Source organism: Thermostichus sp. MS-CIW-36 (assembly GCF_054059035.1).
This window is the reverse complement of sequence record NZ_JBSSBR010000004.1, coordinates 1-17,933: the sequence shown is the minus strand read 5'-3', so window position 1 is coordinate 17,933 and position 17,933 is coordinate 1. Positions and strand designations below refer to the sequence as shown.

The following is a 17,933-nucleotide window of genomic DNA, read 5'->3' as shown; positions in this document are numbered from 1 at the left end:
TGGAGAAAGCTCAATGGCCCTGAATCCAAAGAGGATCCGCCGCATCCACCGCACCCTTGCCCCCATCCTGGCCCTGCCGTTGGTGGTAACGGTGCTGACGGGATCCCTGTATCAAATTGCCCGCCTTAACGAAAACTTCGACTACTACTGGCTGATCCAAATCCACAAAGGGCAGTGGGGCCCCCTCGACCTGCAAGCGGTTTACCCCTTCTTAAACGGACTGGGGCTGCTGGTGATGGTGGCCACCGGTCTCAGTATGTGGTTACCCACAAAACTCCATCGCCGCCCCAAACATACGGAGTCCCAGAGGGTTTTGGATGGATAAACCTGTAGGGTAAACACCTAAGAAACATTCCAGAAAACCCTACATTTCCCGGAACGGATTTGACTACACTAGAAGCATAGAGGTTTTGCTTGCACCTCTAAAGTTGAGCCCCAAAAGCTAAGCTCCAAACTCGAACTGGAAGTCAAAAAAGCAAAGTAATAGAGGAGGAGGATGCTCTATGGCTCTTGTCCGCTGGGATCCATTTCGGGAAATTGACGAAATTCAACGGGAAATGAACCGGATGTTCGACCGGTTGATCCCTCGCACCACCGAGGCCGACGGCTTTGCCTTCATGCCGGCAGTGGAGATGCACGATGATCCCGAAACCATTACCCTGAAGCTGGAGCTGCCCGGCTTGAACCCCAACGACTTGGATATCCAAGCGACAGCCGAAGCGGTCTCCATCACCGGGGAACGGCGATTTGAGAAGCGCTCTGAAGACAAAGGGGTAACCCGGACTGAATTCCGTTATGGGCGCTTCCAACGGGTGATCCCACTGCCGAACCGGATCAAACACGATCAGGTGAAAGCCGAATACAAAGATGGGATCCTCACCCTCACCTTGCCCAAGGCAGACTCTGAAAAAGCCCAAGTGGTCAAAGTGAGCGTTGTCTCCTGATGGGCGTAGCTGAAGCTGCTCTGAGGTTAGGCAATTTTCCATGAGGAAAAAAGATCCCATAGGGGTAGGCTCATCGCCTACCCTTTTTTAGTCCTTTTTTGCGTTTTGGTTTTTCAGCTTGCGCTCATTTCAAGCAGGAATAAATCGGGTTCGCTGCAGGGATCCCCAGCTCTCCCTACCGAACTCAACTCAACTCGATTTGACTTTTGCCCGCCGCTTTGGATAGGGTTTGAGTGCGCAACGGAGCCAAGGTTGAGAGCATGGCCAGCGTTACCTACGAACACGTTACCAAGCGCTACAGAGACACCACCGCCGTCCATGACCTGAACATCACCGTCGAAGACGGGGAATTTCTCGTCTTTGTCGGCCCCTCCGGCTGCGGCAAAACCACCTCCCTGCGCATGTTGGCCGGGTTGGAAGAGGTCAGCGCCGGCTCCATCTACATTGGCGATCGACGGGTGAACGATGTCCCCCCCAAGGATCGGGATATCGCCATGGTCTTCCAATCCTATGCCCTCTACCCCCACATGACCGTGGCCGAGAACATGGCCTTTGGCCTCAAGCTGCGCGGCCTGCCACGGGCGGAGATCGAAAGCCGGGTTAGGGGGGTGGCCAAGCGCCTTGGGATCGAACACCTGCTCAACCGCAAGCCCAAGGAACTTTCGGGTGGGCAACGGCAGCGGGTTGCCGTCGGGCGGGCCATTGTGCGCAATCCGGCGGTGTTTTTGATGGATGAGCCCCTCTCCAACTTGGATGCCAAGCTGCGGGTACAGGCGCGGGCCGAGATTAGCAAGTTGCACATGCAACTGGGCACCACCTTTATCTACGTTACCCACGACCAGGTGGAGGCCATGACCATGGGCAACCGCATCGCCGTCATGAAGGATGGCCGCCTGCAGCAGGTGGATACCCCCCACACCCTCTACACCCGCCCGGCCAACCTGTTTGTGGCCGGGTTCATCGGCAGCCCCGCCATGAATTTCTTCCAGGCCAAGCTGCGGGAGCAGGAGGGCACTCTCTGGGTGGATACCGGCGCCTTCCGCGTGGCCATCCCGCCCCACCAGGCAGAGCCCTATTGGCAATACGTCGGCAAGTCGGTCATCTTCGGCATCCGCCCGGAAAACATCCACGATCCCCACTACCAACCCCCAGGGATCCAACCTGCCCCGGTGCGGGCTAAGGTCTCGGTAACGGAGCTGGTGGGCCATGAAGTAATCCTCTATCTCAGCACCAGCGACCGAGAAGGGATCCTGGCCGAGCAGGAGTTTATTGCCCGCGTGGATCCCCGTACCCAGCTGCGCGTCAACCAGTGGGCGGAAGTGATCTTCGATATGGATCGCTTCCACCTGTTCGATCCCGAAACCGAGCAGCGCCTGGGTTAAACCCTGGAATCGCTTTAGAATCCTAATCAGTCCTACAGAGGCAGGGATCCCTATGCCGGAGCAATCGACGTCCCGCTTGGTTCAGGCGCAGTTTGACGAATTTCCCTACCCGAATGTCCCGATTGAGCAGACGGTTACGGATAACTTCGCGCTGTTTGCCAACAGCCTCACCACCGCTTACTATCGCCGCAACCGCAAGGTGGTCAAACCCGAGGGCAAAGTGATGCTCAACGCCGGCTGTGGCTCCGGCTGGGAGACCCTCGTGCTGGCCACGGCCAATCCGGGTGCCACCTTCGTCGGGGTGGACATCTCGGCAGAATCCCTGAAAATGGCCCGGCAGCGCTTTGAGTTTCACCAGATCAAAGAGGCGCGTTTCGAGGTGATGGACATCACCGACCTGCAAGCCTTGGGGGAGCAGTTCGATTTCATCGCCTGCAATGACGTGCTCTACCTACTGGACGATCCGGTGGCAGGGCTGAAAGGCATGCGCCAGGTGCTCAAACCGGACGGCATCATCCGCACCAATGTCCACAGCCTTTACCAGCGCCAGTTTATTTTCAACATGCAGGATGCCATGGAGCTGCTGGGGGTGATGGATGAGCCGGCTGCCAAAGCCGTTCCCATCCTCAGGGAGCTGATGGATGCCCTTCACGAGGGCAGCTTCGTCAAAAGCCACTGGCAGGGGGATGCCATCAAAACCACCAATGGGATCCTGGCCAACTTCCTGCTGCGCAGCGACAAAGGCTTTACCGTACCTCAGGTCTTTGAGATGCTCCGCCAAGCCGGGCTGGAGTTCATCAGCATGGTCAATTGGCAGCAGTGGAAGCTGGAGCGGGTCCTCACCAAGCCCGTTCCCTACGCTCTGCGCCAAATCAAAAAGCTCAACCAAGAGGAGCTGCTGCACTTTATCGAGTTAATCTTTCCTAACCTGACCCGCCTGATCGACTTCTGGTGTGGCCACCCCACCGGGGCCACTTCTCCCCAACCCTTCAGCAACGAGGAATGGAGAAATGGCTCGGTACACGCCCATCCCCTGCTGCTGAGGCTCAACGCCAAGGCTGCCTTTGAGAATGCCATCCGCGACAATGGCCCGGTCAACATCAACGGCTGGCCCGGCTCCGAGGGCAACATCACCATCGATCCCTTCTCGGTGCGCTGGTTGATCGATGTTTTTGGAGAAGAGCCTGTTCCTGTACAGGCCCTGGCGGCCAAGGCGCTAGATCTCATGGATTGGACCCCCGAAGAGGCCTTTAACCAAGTGGTGGCCAATCTCAAGTTCCTTGAAGAGCGGCTGGTGGTGCTGTTGGACTCTCCTCTGCGTTAACAGGAGTTGCTCCCCCAGGAGCTGTCCTTCCCAATTTATGACGCCCCCTTATCTCATTCTGGGAGAAACGGTTGAGGTATGGGTGCAGTGTCCCAGTTGGAATTGCAATGGCCACACACGCTGTCCCACCTAAGGCTGGGATCCGGATCCCTCTGAGTCTGCTTTGAGTACCCTGATTTGCTCGGCCCGAATGGCCGCTGGGATCCGCCCTTCCGCATCGACGTTGACGGCGAACCGAACAGTGCCTTCCATTTCCACCGCATCGCCTGGGCGCAGATCCAGCCAACTGGCAGAACGGCCAAGGCGGGTCACTTGAACATCCTCAGCAGGAACCACCGAGACCCACGTGCCCGCGTAGCGCTCCAAGCTGGGGCTGACTTTTTCCAAGTTGACCCCAATCCAGCCCTCCTTGCGGTTGAGCAGCCGCACCGTCCCAGTTAGTTGGAAAGGCTGTGCTTCTTCCGCTAACTTGATTGGCTCGTAGAGAACCTCTGTATTTAAAGGCTGCAGCCGAGCCAACTCCACCCGCCACCCTTGAGCCTGGCGATAGAGGGTAACCTCCATAACTGCGCGCAGCCGACCCTCCGGCAAAGGCTCGTAGAAGCCCAACTGAGAGCGAAAAGGGCGAAACCGGGGATCCTCCCGATCCGGCTCTGTTAAAAATCGTTGCAGCTCCTCGGCAGTGAACTGGAAACGCAAAGTCGGCACCACCGCTTCTGGCTTCAGGATTGCCTCCACCCGGAAAATGGCCGTATTGCCCACCGCTTGAATGGGGGTGAGGGTAAACTCCTCCGCTGAGGGCCACGATTGATCCAAGGCCCCCGGAGGGATCCCTTTCAGCAGCCGCGGGGTGAGCAAGGCTTCTGCCGTGGCAAAATCCCGAGCATTGGCCGCCTGGACAAACTCCCGCAGCGTTTCTTCAGCCGTTTTGGCCTGCCAACAGCCCCCCAGAGGCAGCAAAGCCAGCACCAGGAAAAACCACGCTCTCACATCCACACCCTCCCCAATCTCCCTGCAGGTAACAGTCCTAGGGGTTCTCGGTTGGAGATGCAGAATTTTCACCGGGATCCGCTGCTTCTGTCTCTTCTGGGTTTTCCGACTGGGATCCCGAAGCAGCAGGTGGCTTATCCGGCTGCCACACCTCGATCCGCCAGCCGCGGTCTTGCTGGTAGAGGGTGATCTTGACGCGGGAGGTCACCGTGTCCCCCTCCAGGCGCATCCCCACCAACTGCGGGGCCAACTGCTGATAGGTGGGATCCGCCAGATCCGGCTGGGTCAAATACTTGCGCAACGTCAAGGGATCCAGCCCCAGGCGCTGGGCCGCATCCTCCAGCGAGTCGGTGCCCTCCACCCAGACATAGGCCGTCTTCCCGGTCACCTCTTGGTTGCGCACCTGCACGTTCTCCCCCACCATGCCCCAAATCGAAGGCAGGGATCCCGGCCGGAGGGCATTGCTGAAGCGCTCCGTCAGGTAGCTGTCTGCCGTGCCCCAGTCCCCCTTCTCGGTGGCTGCGATAAACGTTTTCACCACCTGGTCAGGAGTTTGCACAGGAGCTGCCTGCGTACAGGCGATCCCTCCTGCCAAGGCGACAGCAGCAATCCAGACGGGGAAACGGCGTACCATGAACATCCCTCAACCACAAGCGGCATCGCTCTCCTAGGTTACCAAACTTTTTCCGCCTTCTCTTCTGCCTGTTCAGGGAAGACCCAGTGCAGCTCCGGCAAGGTGGTAGGATAATTCAGCAGCTTAGTTAGCGAAGCCATGGGGATCCCCACCACTGCCGATGAATGTAACGAGCTGGGAATCTCTCATTGCCTGAAGGCCCAGCAAGCCAAAACCTCGCGGGAGCGACGTGCGGCTTGGGCCATGGCTCTGGCGGCCTGGCGGCAGGGTTTGGATCTCGATCCCAATCATCTCCCCTGTCAGTTTAATCGCCTCCATGCCCTTTTGGCCTTGGGAAGCGGCTACACGGCCCTCCAAGAGGGAAAAGAGCTGCTCTCCCGGCTGTTGACCCAGCGTTACCTAGAAGATCCCAGCTTGGGCCTAACCGGATCCCAGCCCAAGCTCGCTTGGGATCCCCCTCGTCTGGCTTCTGCTAGCAAAAAGGCCCGCCGCTCTTCTAAGGCCGCTTCTGCTTCCCGCCTTGGCCCCCGCGAGCGCTACCTCCACACTCTAGCCCGTTGGCTAGCCCACAACAGCGGAGTCGTTTACCGACCGGAGCCATTGCCCTACTGGCGGCTGGCTGCAGCCATTGACCCAGAGGACTTAGAGGCCCAGATGGTGGTTGCCATGAATGCGGCGGCCCAAGCGCAGCCGGAAGGGCCTTTTTTGCTGCAGAAAATAGCCGACCATTTCCCTGGGCAGAAGGACAGGGCCCTGCAAGTGCTGCAACTGGTTCTAGATCGCTACATTCCGCGGCAGGATCCCTCCAAGGCGGAGTCGGATTCAGCAGAGCAAGAGTTAGAAACGCCTCCTAACGGAGATCCAGCCTCGGAGGCGGTGGCCAGTATGGAAATTTGGACTCAGTATGAGGGGTACAAGCTAAGGCTAGAGCCAGATCTTAAAAGCATTGTGACCTTCGTCCTCCTGGCTCAAGATCGCTGGTTTGAAAGTGAAATCGAGCTGTGTCGGCAAATCCTCAAGCCGGGCATGAACGCCATTGACGTGGGGGCCAACGTTGGGGTTTACACCTTTCTCTTTGCCCGCTGTGTGGGCGAGTCTGGAAAAGTCTATGCCATCGAGCCCACGCCGGGGTGTTTGCAGTGCTTGCGGGCAACTGTTGCTCAAAACCAACTCGATCCCTCTGTACAGGTCGTGGAAGCTGCAGTTGGCGAAGAGGCTCGGGAAGTTTATTTGGTTTGCGAAGGGGCCAGCGTTTTCAACCGCATCGTCACGGATCCCATGTCGGTTGTAGAAGAAACCAAGCCGGTGCAGCAAATTACCTTAGACGAGCTGTGGATCTCAGAGGGCAGCCCCGACATTGATTTGCTCAAAGTCGATGCGGAAGGGGCAGAAGTTCCCGTTTTGAAGGGGGGGAGAAAACTTATCGAGACCTGCAGCCCGGTAATCCTGTTTGAAAACCGAAATGTCGACCAGTTTTCAGGTTTGGAGTCGGCGAAGCTTCTCGCCGAATTAGGCTATCTCATTTATGTTTACAACCCGATGATCCAAGATCTCAGTACCATTCAGGCTTCTGTGCAACTGCCAACTGCGTTAAACTTGGTTGCTGTGCATCCCCGTCGCTTTTCTCTTGTCAGCAAAGCCGGTCTAATCTAGCCGTTTCTGTGGAGTAGAGTAATGCCTTTCCCGATTAGCGAGATCCTCGACAAAGACATGCCTTTTATCCGAATTGTGGACGTGGGAGCAATGTTTCTCGTCGGCGATAACTTCGACAAGCTGGTTCAGGAAGGGCATGCCCAAGTGATAGGATTTGAGCCCCAGAAGGAAGAGTGTGAAAAGCTCAACGCCAGAGCCCTAGCCGAGGCTCCTCGCGCCGACAAAGTGAAGCGGCAATACTTTCCCTATTTCATTGGGGATGGATCCCGCCGCAAGTTCTATTTCACCAATACCGGCTACACCTCCTCTCTTTACGAGCCCGATCAGGAGCTGGCCCAGCATTTTGAGAACTTGGCGGAAGTTTGTCAGGTAACTCGGGTTGAGGAAGTCCAGACCACCCGCCTGGATGATATTCCAGAGCTGGGCGAAGTGGACTTTCTGAAGATGGATGTTCAGGGAGCCGAGCTGGATGTTATCCGGGGCGCTAGAAAAACTCTACAGAGTGTTACTGTTATCCAAACAGAAGTCGAGTACATACCCCTCTACAAAAACCAGCCTCTTTTTAGCGATGTGGATATTGCCCTTAGAGAAGAGGGCTTTCTTCTGCATGGCATGACCAGCAACTTCGGTGCCTGCCTCAAGCCCTTTTCAGCCAGAACCTATCGCCCTTACACCCAAGTGCTGTGGTGCGACTATGTTTACGTCAAAAACTTTATGCACCTGGATCGGCTCTCCCCGCGGCAGCGGCTGGCAATGGCGGTAGTTTTGCATGAGATTTACCTGTCCTATGATCTGGTGGCTTTCATCCTGGGCGTCCATGACCAAATTGCCCAAACCCGCTACAAAGACTTCTACCTGGCCAAAATGTTTGCCGCTCTCAATGTCTCTTAAATTGCTCAGACGAGGTGGGGGATGATCGTCATCGACGGGGTTATCTGGCAGTCGGAAGGGTTTTCTCGCTCTCCACTTTTGGATCAGTCCTACCTGTGGCTGAGCCTCATTGAAGAATGGGTCAAGGCCAAGAAGGCAACGAAGTTTGTGGTGCTCACCCGCGGGCAAACTTGGTTGCCACCGGGAACTTTTTTTTCCGAGATCCCTCGCTTTGCCTTTGCGGAAGCGGATGAAGATCGCGCCGGCCTGCAGAGCGCCTGCGACCAGCTCAAGGCCAGGCTGTTTCTCTCCACCGGCTACACCACCCCCATCTCCACCCCTTCCATCGCCTTCATCTACGACCTAGAAGCAGAGGCCGGCAGCCAATTTCACTCGGAATACATCGAGAAGAAAAATGCCATCCTGGCTGCTTCCCACTACGTCTTCTTCTCCGATGAAGTGCTTGCTGGCTTCCGAACCCACTACCCCGGGATCCCTCCCGAGCAGATGTCGCTAGTCTACCCGGCCATTGAAGGCTGGGCCAAGCCGGCTGCTCCCGATGCCATGGCCGAGTTTCGCCGCAAGTTTCAGTTGACTCGCCCTTTTTTCTTGGCCGTCTTGCCCGAACAGCTGGCTGATTACCGTGGCATCCAGGCTGTCAGCCAAGCTTGGGAGATCCTGCAGGGCCAAAGGCTCTCCCGCACCGAGCTGGTCTTTGCCTTTCCCAGTCCTCTGGAGGTGGATCCTGTCAAAGCGCAACTGCCCCAAAAACAAGGCATTCGCTACCTCAGCCTGAGCAATCCAGAGTTGGCCTGCGCCTATTCCTCGGCTCTGGCGCTGGTTTTCCACTCCACCTTTCGGCCCAGCAGCCCCCTTGAGGCGATGGCCTGCGGCTGTCCTGTGGTGCATTACCGGGATGAGCAGCCAAATGCCTCCGGCTCGGAGTCGGCAACTGCCTCTGGAGAGAAAAAAGATAAGGATCCCTTGCAAAACCCGACAGCCCTGCTCTGCCAAGGCTCTCTTCAAGAGCTGGTTGACGCCTTGCAGCGCATTCAAAGCTACCCGGTACGCTCTCCCCTCATTGCCAAGGGGTTGGAACAGGCCAAGGAGCTGAGCTGGGCAACAGTGGCCGCCAAGCTGTGGGACATTTTCGAGCAGGTGGCTCCTTCGGAATCCGAGGAACCTACTGACCGCTGACCACCAGGTTTTTCCACATCTGCCGATAGGCCCGCTCCAGGGCGCGGGCATGGCTTTGTGGATCCCGCAGGGGCGATTTCTCCATCATGCCTCGCAGGCTGTGGCGCAAATGGCGCAGCCGCTCCAGATCACTGGCCAAGTTCACGGCAATTTCCACGTATTCTTCCGGCGTTTGGGCCACCAGCTCCGGCAGCCCCACGTTGGTGAGGATGGAGACTCCCACGCGGCAGACATGGGCATTGCCTGCCAAGACCACCACCGGCGCACCGCCCCAGAGGGTTTCACAGGTGGTGGTGGTGCCGTTGTAGGGGAAAGGATCCAGGCCAATGTCAATCTCGCTGTAGATCTGGAGGTGCTCTGGAATGCTGCGGCGATCTCCCACCAGGTGCACCCGCTGCCGATCCACCCCGTGCCGCTCGAAGTGCCCCCAGAAGATCTCGCAGACGCTGCGGTCGGTGTAGCGCATGTTTTTGAGCAGGATGCGGGCGTTGGGCAGCCGCTTGAGGATCTCCGCCCACACGGCCACCACGTTGGGGGTAATTTTGGTGGGGTTGTTGCAGCAGCCAAAGGTAATGTAGCCGGCAGACAGAGCCGGTAGCTCGGAAACCGGCGGAAAGATATCTATAGGGTTGTAGCAGAGAAAGCTTTTAGGCAGGCGCATCAACTTTTCTGTGTGGTACCTTTCCGTCATGCCCGGCGGGTCGGCGTAGGCATCGGTGATGCGGTAGTCCACCAAGGTCAGGCCAGTGGTGTTGGGGTAGCCCAGATAGGTGGCCTGGAGGGGGGCAGGTTTGAGGGCCAGCACGCCCAAGCGGTTGTAGGCCGTATGGCCGGCCAGATCCACCAAAATGTCGATCTTGTCCTCGTGGATGAGGTCGGCCACCTCCACATCGGAGCGGATCTTGTGGATATCTCGCCAGCCGTCAGCCTTTTCCTTCATCCGCTCCGTCACGATGTCCGAATACGGCCCGTTGGAATAGCAGTAGATCTGGAAGCGCTCGTGGTCGTGGTGGTTATAGACATGCTCAAAAAACATGCTCACGGAGTGCAGCTTAAAATCTCCGGAGATGTAGCCGATGCGCAGAGGCCGCTTCAGATCCCGATCCCGGTGGTAGGGCCGCCGCAGATGGGCCACCGAGGCTTGGGTGGCATCCCCCCACTTCTTGTGCTCCCGCAGGGTCTCTTCGGGATCGAAATCGGGGGCGTAGTGCAGGCCCATGAGGATGTTGCCGTGGAAAGCGATCACCCCCGGAGCCAGCTTGGCCGACTTGCGGTAGGCTTTGATGGCCTCCTCGTGGCGGCATTGCTGGAGGAAGGTGCCTGCCAACCCTGCATAGGTGGAAGGATCCTCGGGGTTGATCTCCAGGGCGCGCTGAAAAGATTCCAGCGCCTCGGTTAGGCGGTTCAGCTCTTTGTAAACGGATCCCAGGGCCCGGTGAACATCCAGGAAGTCCGGCTTGAGGCGGGCCGCTTCCTGCAAAACCGGCAGGGCCTCTTCGTTGCGATGCTGACTTTGCAACAACAGCCCCAAGTTGCAGTAGGCCTCCCCCAACTCCGGGTCGTGCACCAGCGCCTGCCGATATTGGATCTCTTCTTTTTCCGGCTCGTTCAAGTGCCGATAGGCCAGGCCCAGGTTGTTGTAGGCCAGGGCAAAGTCAGGCTTGTACTCCAGCGCCTTCTCCAGCAGGGGGATGGCCTCCTTAAACCTTAGTTGATCCAGCAGCAGACACCCGGCCTCGAAGTAGGCCTCGGCCAGGTTGGGCCGCACACCCAGAGCGCGGCTGAGGTGGGCCATGCTATCGGCCATGCCGCAAGGGAACACCTTGCGCAACCCGCGATCCGACAAAAAACCCGCCAAGCCCCGGTAAGCTTCGGCATATTCAGGCTGCAGGCCAATGGCCACATGGTAGTAGTCCAACGCCCGTTGCGGCTGCTTCAGCTTGCGATAGGCTGTGGCCAGGTTGAAGTAAACCCGCGGGCGATCCGGCTGCAGCGCCAAAGCCGCCCGATAGGCTTCAATGGCCGCCTCCGGCTGTCCCTGCTCCAGCAGGGCGGTGCCCAGGTTGATGTGAGCTTCCACCAAGTGCCCATCCAGCTCCAGCGCCTGGCGGAAAGCAGCAATAGCTTCCTCCCAGTTCCCTTGCTCTGCCAAGGTCAAGCCCAGGCCATTGTGCAAGGCCGCTTGCTGCGGATCCTGCTCCAGGAGCTGCCGATAGAGCTCAGCGGAGCGCTCCAACTGCCCGGCCTCGCGGCAGAGATCCGCCAACTGCTGCGCCCGTTCGGGGGTAAGCTCGGCTGCCAGGGCTTGCTCCAGATGCTCAATGGCCGTTGCCAGCCGCCCTTTTTGCCGCTCAATGTGGGCCAAATCTGTCAAAATCTGAGGATCTTGGGGCTGCAGGGCCAGGGCCCGCCGGTAATACAGCTCAGCCTGGTCGTACTGGCCCAGCTGGAAGTGGCAGAGGCCCAGGTTGAAGAGGGCCTGCAGGTGATCCGGCTGCAGCGCCACCGCTTGGCTGTAGCATTCGATAGCTGCTTCCAGCTTGCCCAGCGCCTGGTACACCGCCCCCAAGTTGCTGTGAAAGGCTGCCTGCTCTGGCCGCAGCTGAGTGGCTTTGGCCAGGTGAGCTGCCGCTTCCTGCAGCCGGCCCGTTTGGTAGCAGAGAATGCCCAGAAAGTGTAGAACATCAGGCTGCTCCGGCTGGAGAGCCAGCACCTGCCGATAGGCCCCTTCCGCCTGCTGCAGCTCCCCTGCCTGATGGTGGCGGGTTGCCGCTTCCAAGGTGGCTACAAGGGCATCGGGTGTCACTTGGCCTGGATCCCTGGGTTTCACGACTCCTGATTCTATACCTAATCTGGGTTGCGTGAGAAAAAAGCGGGCCCGCCTGCACAGGCCCGCCAGCTGCTGAGGCAGCAGAGCGCCAATTAGCGCGGGACAGTGAAGGTGATGTCCAGCCGTGGCCCGCGAGCCGTGGTGATAGGGCCAGCACCCGTACCCGTGGCCGGCTCTTTGTCGAACTCGGCGCGGCAAGTACCACCTGCCCCTTGGCTGATCTCCAGACCCGCCGCATTGGCCGGCGTGCCTGCCACCGTGTCGCTGGAGGTAAAGCTGACAGTGAAGGTGGCCGAGTAGGAGAAGGTCTGGTTGGGGATAACCAGGGTCAGGTTGACCGGGCCAGTGAGCTGACTGTCAGAGGCACTAAAGGTGACTTGGGTCAGGTTTTGGTTACCTGTAGCACTAACCGTCGGACCGGCAAATGTGAAGGAAGTACTAATTCCAAGGCCACGTATCTCTAGGATACTCTGCGTAATGGTAGTCTGATTAGTGGGTAGGAAAGCAGTAAAGGTGCTTCCTGCAGCACTGAAGCTTACCGTAACTGGGTTGGTGGCCAGGAGGGTAATCGTGAGCGTGGCTGGGAAGCTGGTGTTAACTTGATAGGTGCTTGCACTAGCAGTAGTATTCTGCTGGTCAAAAGTAAGCGTAACGGCCCCAGTGAACCCTACTGCCACAGGAGCAACCGCGTTAAATGCAGGTGCTCCAGAAGCACTTGCAGAAGTTGTGGTGATAAAGGAAGCAGTTAAGGTGGGGAATACTGCCGTGGCCTGGTTATTCCACACCTCCTTGGCACACTGCAGCCGCACCTGGTAGAAGCCGGAGCCTGACACCGCCCGCTGCACCCCAGGCCCCACATCCGCTGTGCGCGGCCCAGCAGAGACATCTCCACCCAGCACGTTGCCGTTGATGCTCAGGGCAACAAAGGTGGGGCTGGAAGCCGGCGCAAAGAAGTCGCTGGACACCACGTTGTCGGGCGCACCCAAGGTCACTTCTTGGAACACCACGTTGTTGGACGGCAGGTTGTGCGGTGTCGGATCCAGGAAGAAGAAGCCCAGCCCCCGGTCGCCAAAACCAGGAATGGTGGCCGAGTCGTTGGAGGGCAACTGCACCAGCGTCAACTGCGCCCCCTGCACAATGGCGTTGCTGGGAATGTCGTCGGGAATGGCGAAGGAAAGCACAGCGCGGTAGTCAGTGTAAACCCCCACTGGGATGTTCTCGGCTGCGTTAGCGCGACGAATGCCAAAGCCAACGGGAATGACAGTGGGGTTGGAGAAGACTTGTCCCCCCGGAGTGAGAGCGGCCAGTTGGGTGGGCAGAGCGCTGATGGGGCCAGCAGTGGTGGGAGTGGGAGCAGGAGTGGGAGGTGGTGGCGGCGGAGTCGGGGGAGCCGGTGGGGGTGGTGGGGGCGGGGGCGGCACGGGTGTAACAGTGCCAGTGCTGCTTTCGCCGCAGCCGGTGAGCAACAAAGGTAGCAGCACCACTGTGGAAGCCAGAGACAGAGACCCGAGTGACTTCAGGAGCCACTTGTGCATTGTTCCGTTCATTGTTCTCCTCTTAACCAAAAAAGTGGGGTTCGGCTGAACACTTCCCTTAACTTACCCGATCAACTCGCCCAGGGCAAGCCAGGCCGTGGGAAAGAGCCAATCGAGGAAAGACGCACACGCGCTTGGATAAGCGGCTCGTCTGTTTACTCTGCTTATCATACAAGCCCATTAGCCCGCTTTGGCAAGTACTGCCGATTTTTTCTGTACAAGATCAAAGGTGACGTGGGTCACAGACACCGGGCAGGGTCCCGGGAAGGAGTCGGGTGGCGGCTTCTGGGAGCAAAGCAGGTGGAGCCACCGGAAGAGCAGTCAGCTAGAAATCGCAGGAGCCCCGCACTGTACCCGTAGGGTCAGTGCCGGGAGGAATGCGGAAGTTATGATAGAACCATGACCCAAGTCCTGACCGTCTCCTGCAAGCTCAAGGTGTCCCAGTCGCAAGCCGCCAAATTGGACGCGACTTTGGAGGCTTTTGGCCAAGCCTTGAACTGGGTCAACCAGAACACGCCGGAGAAGATTGTCAACGCGGTCAAACTGCAATCCCTTTGCTACTACGAGATTCGAGCCCGGTTCGGCTTGTCCAGCAACTTGGCCCAACAGGTCTGCAGACGGGTGGCAGGCGCTCGCGAAGTGGCGAGACAGCACAACCGTCCGGTTAAAGAGTTCAAGCGTAGGTTCGTTACCTACGATGCACGTATCTTCTCATTTCGCGAGAAAGACTGGACAGTGTCGCTGACCACGGTGGAAGGGAGAGAACGCTTTGAGCTAGCCATTGGCAACTACCAGCGTGGGATGCTGGCTGGTTCTAACCCCAAATCGGCCACCCTAGTCCAGCGGAAGGACGGCTCCTACTACATCCAGATTTGCGTAGAGAAAAAACCACCCAAGCAACAAGATACCGACAAGGTGATCGGGGTGGACTTGGGCAGGACGGATATTGCCCATACGTCAGAGGGGGACAATTGGAATGGACAGCAGTTGAACAGAGTCCGAGACCACTACTCCCGATTGAGGGCGGTACTCCAACGTAAAGCCAGTAAGGGCACCCGCAGTTCGCGGCGCAGATGCCGTCAACTGTTGCAACGGCTGTCTGGCAAGGAGAGGCGCTTTCAAACGTGGGTCAATCATCGCATCTCCAAAGCTATTGTCTCTAGGGCAAAAGCTACCAACAGCGCTATTGCTCTGGAAGACCTGACAGGGATCCGGGAAAGGGTCAATCAACAGCCACGCAGCAAAGCCGAGCGGCGTAGGACCAACAGTTGGGCGTTCTACCAACTACGTCAGTTTCTGGAGTACAAGGCTCTGCGTGCGGGGGTTGCTCTGATTCTTGTGCCGCCTGCCTACACGTCGCAGACCTGCCACAAGTGTTTGCATATCCATCCCGATCCTGCGCAATCCTACCGCAGTGGCAAGTCGTTCAAGTGTGGGCACTGTGGATGGGAAGGGGATGCGGATTTGAATGGTGCGAATGTGATTGCGCTCTTGGGGGCTGTCGTAAACCAGCCTAGAGGTCCGGGCTTGTTTTGTTCTCTGGTAGAGCAGAGCAGGCTCAGGGCTACTGAAAGCCCGCTCCGTACCGCTTAGCGGTCGGAGCCGGGTAGTTTACAATCCTTGCCCGGCATGGCTTTTGCGGATCCACCTGGAAAAAACCGGAAGATTTGCCTATTTCCTCACAAAAGGATGCTTGATCCGGGGCAGAAGGGTGGCAGGATGAGGAGTGGATGTTTTTTCTGGAGACCCAACCAGGATGGCTACCTACAAGGTCACTCTGATCAACGAGGAGCAAGGCTTAAACGTCACCATCGATGTGCCGGATGACGAATACATTTTGGACGTGGCAGAAGAGCAAGGGATCGAGCTGCCCTATTCCTGCCGCGCCGGTGCCTGTTCGACCTGTGCCGGCAAGCTGGTGAGCGGCACGGTGGATCAAAGCGATCAGTCCTTCCTGGATGATGATCAGATCGAGCAGGGCTATGTGCTGACCTGTGTGGCTTACCCTACTTCCGACTGCACCATCATCACCCACCAAGAAGAAGCCCTTTACTGATCGAGCTTGAATTTCCGTCCTCAACCCCAGCCCCTCTTCCAAAGAGAGAGGGGTTTTTGTTTTGGGTGGCCCAAGGGGGTGTTCGAGCGCTCCGCGCTGCTGAGGCCCTCACCCAGAGGGAGAGGAGAATTGGCAGTGGTAGGATTTCCTTATTCTGTAGTGCTTCAGCAACCATGACCCCTGAGCAAGAGCAGTGGCTGATTCAAGCCATCCAGGAGCTACAAGCCTCCCAGAGAGAATTGCAAGCCTCCCAAAGAGAATTGCAAGCCTCCCAAAGAGAATTGCAGGCCGCTCAGCAGGAGCTGCGCCTTGTCCAACAAAACCAGCAGGTTTTGATTCAAGAGCTGCGGGAAGAGCAGGCGATGTTGGCACAGTTTTTTCGCGAGTCAATGGATCGGTTTGATGAGCGCACCCGGGCTATTGAACGGCGCACGGAAGCTGTGGAACGGCGCACCGAGGCGCTGGAACGGCGCACTGACGAGATGGCCCGAGAGATGCGGGAGATGCGGCAGGAGATTCGGGATCTGCGCCGCGATTTTCTGGAACGGCGTTGACTGCCAACAGACCGAGCGCTCACAGCCCTGCTCCCAGAGGAAGAGAGGGGTTGTGCGAGATGACAAGGCTAGTATGGCAGCAAAGAGACTTTTGGCCGAGACGGTTTATGGCTTTGGCAATGGGATCCGTTTCTGCACCATCAAGAGCTCGCCTGAGTTTGGCGGAATACCTTGCTTATTCGGATGGCAGTGATACCCGCTATGAGCTGGTGGCAGGGGAGTTGGTGCCCATGGCTCTTCCAACCGGACGGCATGTGCAGATTCAAAACTTTCTCAGCCGAGTTTTCGAGGCAGAGATTGCACGGCAGCAGTTGCCCTGGACAGCGATACAGGGGAGCCCAGGGATCCAGTCGCCGCGGGGCAGCCACCGGTGGGATACGGTGCGGATCCCGGATGTGGTGGTGCTGCCTCTGGAGCAGTGGCAGGAGATGGGATCCCGGGAGGCGCTGATCCGCCTAGAGGATCCGCCGCTGCTGCTGGTGGTGGAGGTGGTGAGTGAGTTGAGCCGGGCAGCAGACTACCGGGCCAAGCAAGCAGAGTATTGCGTTTTGGGGATCGGCGAGTATTGGGTTGTGGATCCCTTGGAGGAGAAGGTGAGCCTGCTGCTGCTTCATGAAGGCTGGTACGATGTGCTGGAGCTGAAGGGATCCGATCCGGTATCCTCAAAGGTCTTTCCCAAGCTGGAGTTGCAGGCGGGGGAGATCTTGGCTGCGGATTCGGGTTATTCTGGTAAAGCTACGGGGAGTTAGCTCAGTTGGTAGAGCGCTGCGATCGCACCGCAGAGGTCAGGGATTCGAGTTCCCTACTCTCCATTGAGGTTTTGGATTTGGATCCCTTGCCCCCGATCCCTCTCTCAGGAGGAGAGAAGAGTTAGTGGTGGTAGGATTTCCTTATTCTGTAGTGTTTCAGTAACCATGACGCCCGAGCAAGAACAGTGGCTGATTCAAGCCATCCAAGAGTTGCAAGCCTCCCAAAGAGAGCTGCAAGCCTCCCAAAAAGAATTGCAAGCTGCCCAGCAGGAGCTGCGTCTTGTCCAGCAAAACCAGCAGGTTTTGATTCAAGAGCTGCGGGAGGGACAGGCGATGCTGGCGCAGTTCTTTCGCGAGTCAATGGATCGGTTTGACGAGCGTACTCGGGCTATTGAACGGCGCACAGAAGCACTGGAACGGCGCACCGACCAGATGGCGGAGGAGATGAGAGAGATCCGGCAAGAGATTCGGGATCTGCGCCGCGATTTTTTGGAACGGCGGTAGCTTGGGCCCAAGCGCTCTGCGTTGCTAGTGTAACCATCCCCGGATCCTTCTCCCAGGAGGAGATTTAGGGTGGTAGGATTTCCTTGTTCTGTAGCGCCTTGGTAACCATGACACCTGAGCAAGAGCAGTGGCTGATTCGGGCCGTCCAGGAGTTGCAAGCTGCCCAGCAGAACCAGCAGGTTTTGATCCAAGAGCTGCGGGAAGGGCAGGCGATGCTGGCACAGTTTTTCCGGGAGGCGCTGGATCGCTTTGACGAGCGCACCCGAGCCATTGAACGGCGCACCGAGGCTTTGGAACGGCGCACTGACGAGATGGCCCAAGAGATGCGGGAGATGCGGCAGGAGATTCGGGATCTGCGCCGCGACTTTTTGGAACGGCGGTAACTTGGGCTCAAGCGCTCTGCGTTGCTAGTGTAACCATCCCCGGATCCTTCTCCCAGGAGGAGATTTAGGGTGGTAGGATTTCCTTATTCCGTAGTGCTTCAGTAAGCATGACACCTGAGCAAGAGCAGTGGCTGATTCGGGCCGTCCAGGAGTTGCAAGCTGCCCAGCAAAACCAGCAGGTTTTGATCCAAGAGCTGCGGGAAGGGCAGGCGATGCTGGCGCAGTTTTTCCGCGAGGCGCTGGATCGCTTTGACGAGCGCACCCGAGCCATTGAACGGCGCACCGAGGCTTTGGAACGGCGCACTGACGAGATGGCCCAAGAGATGCG

General features: G+C 58.0%; 18 protein-coding genes and 1 tRNA gene. 15 read left to right on the top strand and 4 right to left on the bottom strand.

All coding sequences use genetic code 11. The features are described from left to right. Positions 1-13 precede the first annotated feature (13 nt). The 4 genes from ACVWVQ_RS03185 (at position 14) to ACVWVQ_RS03170 (ending at position 3,650) form a co-directional block, all read left to right on the top strand. Positions 14-325, top strand: coding sequence for a PepSY domain-containing protein (locus ACVWVQ_RS03185; RefSeq protein ID WP_414383494.1), 312 nt, complete (start codon positions 14-16; stop codon positions 323-325). Positions 326-503: 178 nt separating this feature from the next. Beyond that, on the top strand, positions 504-944 hold the full coding sequence (locus ACVWVQ_RS03180) for an Hsp20/alpha crystallin family protein (protein ID WP_011433199.1): 441 nt from the start codon (positions 504-506) through the stop codon (positions 942-944). Positions 945-1,204: 260 nt separating this feature from the next. Then, complete coding sequence (locus tag ACVWVQ_RS03175) at positions 1,205-2,326, top strand: ABC transporter ATP-binding protein (RefSeq protein WP_457466814.1); 1,122 nt, start codon at positions 1,205-1,207, stop codon at positions 2,324-2,326. A 52-nt stretch (positions 2,327-2,378) separates the two neighbouring features. Beyond that, positions 2,379-3,650 carry a class I SAM-dependent methyltransferase gene (locus ACVWVQ_RS03170; RefSeq protein ID WP_457466813.1) on the top strand — a complete coding sequence of 424 codons (1,272 nt, stop codon included), beginning with the start codon at positions 2,379-2,381 and terminating at the stop codon, positions 3,648-3,650. Positions 3,651-3,779: 129 nt separating this feature from the next. Here the strand turns inward: ACVWVQ_RS03170 and ACVWVQ_RS03165 are convergent, their stop codons facing one another. After that, a complete protein-coding gene (locus tag ACVWVQ_RS03165; protein WP_457466812.1) occupies positions 3,780-4,646 on the bottom strand; it encodes a hypothetical protein in 867 nt (288 codons plus the stop codon). Positions 4,647-4,677: 31 nt separating this feature from the next. Further along, complete coding sequence (locus ACVWVQ_RS03160; RefSeq protein WP_457466811.1) at positions 4,678-5,274, bottom strand: hypothetical protein; 597 nt, start codon at positions 5,272-5,274, stop codon at positions 4,678-4,680. Between the two features lie 138 nt (positions 5,275-5,412). On the opposite strand from ACVWVQ_RS03160, the gene ACVWVQ_RS03155 reads away from it, so the two are divergent. From ACVWVQ_RS03155 to ACVWVQ_RS03145, 3 genes are read left to right on the top strand one after another with little or no spacing between them, the layout of a single operon-like run. Beyond that, positions 5,413-6,927: an FkbM family methyltransferase gene (locus ACVWVQ_RS03155; RefSeq protein ID WP_457506835.1), complete on the top strand. Its 1,515-nt coding sequence runs from the start codon at positions 5,413-5,415 to the stop codon at positions 6,925-6,927. Positions 6,928-6,948: 21 nt separating this feature from the next. Further along, positions 6,949-7,818, top strand: coding sequence for an FkbM family methyltransferase (locus tag ACVWVQ_RS03150; RefSeq protein WP_457506834.1), 870 nt, complete (start codon positions 6,949-6,951; stop codon positions 7,816-7,818). A gap of 21 nt (positions 7,819-7,839) precedes the next feature. Then, positions 7,840-8,994, top strand: a complete 1,155-nt coding sequence (locus ACVWVQ_RS03145; protein ID WP_457506832.1) for a hypothetical protein — start codon at positions 7,840-7,842, stop codon at positions 8,992-8,994. On the opposite strand, the gene ACVWVQ_RS03140 is transcribed toward ACVWVQ_RS03145, so the two are convergent. After that, positions 8,981-11,824: a tetratricopeptide repeat protein gene (locus ACVWVQ_RS03140; RefSeq protein ID WP_457506830.1), complete on the bottom strand. Its 2,844-nt coding sequence runs from the start codon at positions 11,822-11,824 to the stop codon at positions 8,981-8,983. The genes ACVWVQ_RS03145 and ACVWVQ_RS03140 overlap by 14 nt on opposite strands. A gap of 92 nt (positions 11,825-11,916) precedes the next feature. Next, entirely contained in the window at positions 11,917-13,371 is a 1,455-nt protein-coding gene (locus ACVWVQ_RS03135) for a hypothetical protein (RefSeq protein WP_457506829.1), read from the bottom strand. Between the two features lie 387 nt (positions 13,372-13,758). Between ACVWVQ_RS03135 and ACVWVQ_RS03130 the strand changes: the two genes are divergently transcribed. The 8 genes from ACVWVQ_RS03130 to ACVWVQ_RS03095 all read left to right on the top strand — a co-directional run. Continuing rightward, a complete protein-coding gene (locus ACVWVQ_RS03130) occupies positions 13,759-14,952 on the top strand; it encodes an RNA-guided endonuclease InsQ/TnpB family protein (RefSeq protein ID WP_457506827.1) in 1,194 nt (397 codons plus the stop codon). 163 nt (positions 14,953-15,115) lie between these two features. Next, complete coding sequence (locus ACVWVQ_RS03125) at positions 15,116-15,415, top strand: ferredoxin (protein ID WP_011433206.1); 300 nt, start codon at positions 15,116-15,118, stop codon at positions 15,413-15,415. A 173-nt stretch (positions 15,416-15,588) separates the two neighbouring features. Then, on the top strand, positions 15,589-15,969 hold the full coding sequence (locus ACVWVQ_RS03120; protein WP_457506825.1) for a hypothetical protein: 381 nt from the start codon (positions 15,589-15,591) through the stop codon (positions 15,967-15,969). A 59-nt stretch (positions 15,970-16,028) separates the two neighbouring features. Then, the gene (locus tag ACVWVQ_RS03115) at positions 16,029-16,718 is read left to right on the top strand and encodes a Uma2 family endonuclease (RefSeq protein WP_457506823.1); all 690 of its coding nucleotides are present in this window, start codon (positions 16,029-16,031) and stop codon (positions 16,716-16,718) included. Then, positions 16,709-16,781 (top strand) — tRNA-Ala (locus tag ACVWVQ_RS03110). Before ACVWVQ_RS03115 ends, ACVWVQ_RS03110 begins: the two co-directional genes overlap by 10 nt. Positions 16,782-16,883: 102 nt before the next feature. Further along, entirely contained in the window at positions 16,884-17,222 is a 339-nt protein-coding gene (locus tag ACVWVQ_RS03105) for a hypothetical protein (protein ID WP_414342512.1), read from the top strand. 107 nt (positions 17,223-17,329) lie between these two features. Beyond that, the gene (locus tag ACVWVQ_RS03100; RefSeq protein ID WP_011433211.1) at positions 17,330-17,605 is read left to right on the top strand and encodes a hypothetical protein; all 276 of its coding nucleotides are present in this window, start codon (positions 17,330-17,332) and stop codon (positions 17,603-17,605) included. 107 nt (positions 17,606-17,712) lie between these two features. Then, positions 17,713-17,933: hypothetical protein (locus tag ACVWVQ_RS03095; RefSeq protein WP_457506821.1), on the top strand; the 221-nt coding region annotated here is incomplete at its 3' end.

Bases quoted from the DNA above. Each gene is read 5' to 3' on its own strand.
- ACVWVQ_RS03185 (WP_414383494.1), top strand. From the start codon at position 14: ATGGCCCTGAATCCAAAGAGGATCCGCCGCATCCACCGCACCCTTGCC.
- ACVWVQ_RS03180 (WP_011433199.1), top strand. From the start codon at position 504: ATGGCTCTTGTCCGCTGGGATCCATTTCGGGAAATTGACGAAATTCAA.
- ACVWVQ_RS03175 (WP_457466814.1), top strand. From the start codon at position 1,205: ATGGCCAGCGTTACCTACGAACACGTTACCAAGCGCTACAGAGACACC.
- ACVWVQ_RS03170 (WP_457466813.1), top strand. From the start codon at position 2,379: ATGCCGGAGCAATCGACGTCCCGCTTGGTTCAGGCGCAGTTTGACGAA.
- ACVWVQ_RS03160 (WP_457466811.1), bottom strand. From the start codon at position 5,274: ATGGTACGCCGTTTCCCCGTCTGGATTGCTGCTGTCGCCTTGGCAGGA.
- ACVWVQ_RS03155 (WP_457506835.1), top strand. From the start codon at position 5,413: ATGGGGATCCCCACCACTGCCGATGAATGTAACGAGCTGGGAATCTCT.
- ACVWVQ_RS03150 (WP_457506834.1), top strand. From the start codon at position 6,949: ATGCCTTTCCCGATTAGCGAGATCCTCGACAAAGACATGCCTTTTATC.
- ACVWVQ_RS03145 (WP_457506832.1), top strand. From the start codon at position 7,840: ATGATCGTCATCGACGGGGTTATCTGGCAGTCGGAAGGGTTTTCTCGC.
- ACVWVQ_RS03135 (WP_457506829.1), bottom strand. From the start codon at position 13,371: ATGAACGGAACAATGCACAAGTGGCTCCTGAAGTCACTCGGGTCTCTG.
- ACVWVQ_RS03130 (WP_457506827.1), top strand. From the start codon at position 13,759: ATGACCCAAGTCCTGACCGTCTCCTGCAAGCTCAAGGTGTCCCAGTCG.
- ACVWVQ_RS03125 (WP_011433206.1), top strand. From the start codon at position 15,116: ATGGCTACCTACAAGGTCACTCTGATCAACGAGGAGCAAGGCTTAAAC.
- ACVWVQ_RS03120 (WP_457506825.1), top strand. From the start codon at position 15,589: ATGACCCCTGAGCAAGAGCAGTGGCTGATTCAAGCCATCCAGGAGCTA.
- ACVWVQ_RS03115 (WP_457506823.1), top strand. From the start codon at position 16,029: ATGACAAGGCTAGTATGGCAGCAAAGAGACTTTTGGCCGAGACGGTTT.
- ACVWVQ_RS03105 (WP_414342512.1), top strand. From the start codon at position 16,884: ATGACGCCCGAGCAAGAACAGTGGCTGATTCAAGCCATCCAAGAGTTG.
- ACVWVQ_RS03100 (WP_011433211.1), top strand. From the start codon at position 17,330: ATGACACCTGAGCAAGAGCAGTGGCTGATTCGGGCCGTCCAGGAGTTG.